Here is a 4,156-nt window from a genome sequence, read left to right as displayed (position 1 = left end):
CACGCACTCTACGTAATCCGAAGTCATGTGCTTCTTTAGATGCACATGACTTCGGATTACGTAGAGTGCGTGTATTTGTGAAAGGACCGGGAGCTGGTCGTGAATCAGCAATCCGTGCAATTCACAATCATGGTATCGAAGTTGTCGAGATCATTGATGTAACTCCACTTCCTCACAACGGTTGTCGTCCTCCAAAAAGACGTCGCGTTTAATATTCAGTATTTTTAATCAAAAGGGGACCATGATTATCGAAGGAAAGCCTTAATTCATAATCCCCCTTTTATATTTTATAGTATGGCAAGATATACAGGTCCAAAATCGAAAATTGCACGTCGTTTCCGCGACCCGATTTTCGGTCCAGATAAAGCGCTGGACAAAAGAAGCTACGGTCCGGGACAACATGGTCCTTCGAAGCGTAGAGGAGGAAAACAATCAGAATACGCAATCCAGTTAGGTGAGAAGCAAAAAGCGAAGTACACTTACGGAATTTTAGAGCGTCAATTCTCGAACTTGTTTAAAAAAGCATCCCGCATGAAAGGTATTACAGGTGAGAACTTGTTGCAATTGTGCGAAATGCGTTTAGATAACACAGTATACCGTTTAGGAATTGCTCCTTCTCGTCGTTCTGCTCGTCAGTTGGTAACTCACAAACACATTGTTGTTAACGGTGAAGTGGTAAACATTCCATCTTACACGTTGAAAGTAGGTGATGTAGTTAGTGTACGTGAAAAATCAAAATCTTTGGAGGCAATTACGTCTTCATTGACAGCATCAAACAAACGTTACGATTGGTTGGATTGGGATGCTTCTCTTAAAACTGGTAAGTTTTTGAGTGTTCCTTCCCGCGATATGATTCCTGAGAACATCAAGGAACAATTGATCGTCGAATTATACTCTAAGTAATTAGCATCAAGAGATGGAGCCTGCATAGGCTCCATTTTACGATTATTTATCAATTTGGTTTGTGGCCAAAGGGTTTATGAGACTTTCTTCGCTCTTTTAAACCGCGCAACTGCAAAACAATTAAAAAGAAGAAAAACAAATGGCAATTTTAGATTTTCAAAAACCTGACAAGGTAATTATGATCCAGTCGGACGAGCGTAAAGGACAATTTGAGTTCCGCCCGCTTGAGCCAGGATACGGGATCACTGTAGGAAACGCATTGCGTCGTATCTTACTTTCTTCATTGGAAGGTTATGCTATTTCTTCAGTGCGTATCGAAGGTGTAGACCACGAATTCGCAACGTTGAAAGGTGTGGTTGAAGACGTTACTGAAATCGTTTTGAACTTGAAACAAGTTCGTTTCAAGCAGCAAATCGAAGGAACAGATAATGAAACAGTCGTTGTTTCTATTTCTGGTCAGGATAAGTTGACTGCAGGTGATTTGGGTAAATTCACATCTGGATTCCAGGTGTTGAACCCGGATTTGGTGATTTGTAACATGGAAAGCTCTGTTAAATTGGAGATGGAATTGACAATCATCAAAGGACGTGGTTACCTTCCTGCTGAAGAAAACAAAACTGGAAACTCTCCGTTTGGAACGATCTTTATCGATTCCATCTTTACACCGGTTGTAAACGTAAAATATACGATTGAAAACTACCGCGTAGAGCAAAAAACGGATTACGAGAAATTGGTTTTGGAATTGACTACTGACGGATCTATTCATCCGAAAGATGCCTTGAAAGAAGCAGCAAAAATCTTGATTCATCACTTTATGTTGTTCTCCGATGAGCGCATCACTTTAGATAGTGAGGTGAAATCTGAGACTGAAGAGTTTGATGAAACATCTTTGCACATGCGTCAATTGTTGAAAACAAAATTGGTAGATATGGACCTTTCGGTTCGTGCTCTGAATTGTTTGAAAGCAGCGGATGTAGAAACATTAGGAGACTTGGTTTCTTACAACAAAAATGACTTATTGAAGTTCCGTAACTTCGGTAAAAAATCATTGACTGAGTTGGAAGATTTAGTTGATTCCAAAGGATTGAACTTCGGAATGAACGTAGCTAAGTACAAATTAGACAAAGACTAGTATCGCAAATAGTTTTTAATAATGTCGTAATAGGTGGTTGGGATAAAGCGATATAAGTTCCAACTAACCGTTACTTACGAAATTTAATATCATGAGACACGGTAAAAAAGTAAATCATCTTGGAAGAAAGTCTGCACACAGACAGGCAATGCTATCCAATATGGCTTGTTCGTTAATCGAGCACAAAAGAATTTCAACTACAATTGCTAAAGCAAAAGCTTTGCGTGTATATGTTGAACCGATTTTAACAAAATCAAAAGACGACACAACTCACAATCGTCGTACTACATTCTCTTACCTGAAAAGCAAAGAGGCTGTAACTGAATTATTCAGAACAGTTGCTCCTAAAATTGCTGATCGTCCGGGAGGTTACACACGTATTATCCGCACAGGTTACCGTTTAGGTGATAATGCTGAAATGTGTTTGATCGAATTGGTAGACTTCAACGAAGTATACACTTCTGGAGATGCGAAGAAAACAACAACTCGTCGTTCTCGTCGTGGTGGTGCTACAACAACTGCAAAGAAAACGGAAGCTGTTGAGGCAGTAGAAGAAGCAGTGGTAGTTGAAGAGGCTCCGTTAGTTGAAGCAACTGAAGAAACACCTTCTGAAGAAGCAGGTTCAACTGAAGAAGAAAAAAAGGATGAAGAATAAGAGAAAGCATTGCTTTCGATTTGGTGGGACAAGCGTTAACGCGGTCAAAAAACCAATTCTTAGATCTTAGATCATTATAAAAAGGGTATCCATTTATTAACGGATGCCCTTTTTTTATAAACGATATTTTTGAAGTTGAAATAGAAATCCTAATTTTGCAAAAACATTTTAGTATATGGAAGAACGCAAGCCTGCGCTCCTGGTCCTGGAGGATGGAACAGTTTTTTATGGCAAAGCAACCGGGAAGATAGGTACAACAACCGGAGAAATTGCCTTTAACACCGGAATGACCGGTTATCAAGAGGTGTTCACAGATCCTTCCTATTACGGACAAATACTAGTCATGACGACATCCCACATCGGGAACTATGGTGTGAATCCGGAAGAAGTTGAATCGGAATCGGTGAAAATTGCCGGTTTGGTTACCAAAAAATTCGCAAACAACTTTTCAAGAACTTCTGCTACATCCGGTTTACAGGATTACCTGGTAGAAAACGAAAAAGTTGGAATCACAGATATCGATACAAGAGCCCTGGTTCGTCATATCCGCCACAAAGGTGCGATGAATGCGATTGTTTCATCTGAAATACTGGATGAGAAAGAATTGTTGAAACAAGTAAAAGAAGTTCCGTCGATGGATGGTTTGGAACTATCCTCCAAAGTTGCAACAACTGTTGCTTACGAAGTAGGAGATTCAAACTCAGAGTTCCGGGTAGCATTGCTTGATTTCGGAGTGAAGAAAAACATTATCCGTTGTTTGGTTGAACGCGGATGTTTTGTGAAAGTCTTCCCGATGAATACCAGCGTTGAAGAATTGAAAGCATTTAATCCGGACGGATATTTATTGTCGAACGGTCCCGGAGATCCATCTGCAATGCCAAATGAAATCGCTTTGGTGAAGGAATTGGTAGAATGGGGAACACCGGTATTCGGAATCTGCCTGGGACATCAGATCCTGGGATTGAGTCAGGGATTGAAAACGGAGAAAATGTTTAACGGTCACCGTGGAATCAATCATCCGGTTATGAACTTACTGACAGGAAAAGGAGAAATCACTTCTCAGAATCACGGATTCGTAATTGCGAAAGACAGCATTCAATCCAACCCGAGAATCAAAGTGACTCACGAACATTTGAATGATCAGACAATCGCTGGAATCATGTTTACGGACAAACCGGTATTCTCCGTGCAGTATCACCCGGAAGCATCGGCAGGTCCACATGATTCACGCTATTTATTCGACCAGTTTATTCATAATATGAAACAAACGAAGTAATACTTCGACAGGGACAAACATGAGTGCGGACCAAATGACCAGTAACTAATTATTTCAACAAATAAAAACATGACTTATATCGCACGCATTGTCGGAAGACAAGTTTTAGATTCAAGAGGTAATCCTACAGTAGAAGTAGACGTTTACACTACCAATGGAGCAGTTGGAAGAGCTGCGGTTCCTTCGGGAG

At 40.4% G+C, this 4,156-nt stretch carries 6 protein-coding genes; all 6 read left to right on the top strand.

Annotation, left to right across the window (positions count from 1 at the left end; translation table 11 throughout):
* The coding region (gene rpsK / locus Q1V93_RS04615) for a 30S ribosomal protein S11 (protein WP_300662109.1) at positions 1 to 212 on the top strand (212 nt) is incomplete at its 5' end.
* 82 nt (positions 213 to 294) lie between these two features.
* Positions 295 to 903, top strand: a complete 609-nt coding sequence (rpsD, locus tag Q1V93_RS04610) for a 30S ribosomal protein S4 (protein ID WP_300662107.1) — start codon at positions 295 to 297, stop codon at positions 901 to 903.
* 139 nt (positions 904 to 1,042) lie between these two features.
* Positions 1,043 to 2,035 carry a DNA-directed RNA polymerase subunit alpha gene (locus tag Q1V93_RS04605; protein ID WP_124744441.1) on the top strand — a complete coding sequence of 331 codons (993 nt, stop codon included), beginning with the start codon at positions 1,043 to 1,045 and terminating at the stop codon, positions 2,033 to 2,035.
* Between the two features lie 91 nt (positions 2,036 to 2,126).
* Entirely contained in the window at positions 2,127 to 2,690 is a 564-nt protein-coding gene (rplQ, locus tag Q1V93_RS04600; RefSeq protein ID WP_300662105.1) for a 50S ribosomal protein L17, read from the top strand.
* Between the two features lie 175 nt (positions 2,691 to 2,865).
* Positions 2,866 to 3,966, top strand: coding sequence for a glutamine-hydrolyzing carbamoyl-phosphate synthase small subunit (gene carA / locus Q1V93_RS04595; protein ID WP_300662104.1), 1,101 nt, complete (start codon positions 2,866 to 2,868; stop codon positions 3,964 to 3,966).
* 69 nt (positions 3,967 to 4,035) lie between these two features.
* Positions 4,036 to 4,156, top strand: a 121-nt coding sequence (locus Q1V93_RS04590; RefSeq protein ID WP_300662111.1) for a hypothetical protein, incomplete at its 3' end; no start/stop codon positions are given.

The sequence above is a fragment of the Fluviicola sp. genome, assembly GCF_030151805.1.
In the GTDB taxonomy this organism is placed as follows: Bacteria; Bacteroidota; Bacteroidia; order Flavobacteriales_D; family Crocinitomicaceae; genus Fluviicola.
Note: the sequence above shows the minus strand (reverse complement) of the source record. Positions and strands in the feature narration are given on the sequence as shown.

Coding starts and splice junctions, on each gene's coding strand:
- Q1V93_RS04605 (WP_124744441.1), top strand. CDS start 1,043: ATGGCAATTTTAGATTTTCAAAAACCTGACAAGGTAATTATGATCCAG.
- carA (WP_300662104.1), top strand. CDS start 2,866: ATGGAAGAACGCAAGCCTGCGCTCCTGGTCCTGGAGGATGGAACAGTT.
- rpsD (WP_300662107.1), top strand. CDS start 295: ATGGCAAGATATACAGGTCCAAAATCGAAAATTGCACGTCGTTTCCGC.
- rplQ (WP_300662105.1), top strand. CDS start 2,127: ATGAGACACGGTAAAAAAGTAAATCATCTTGGAAGAAAGTCTGCACAC.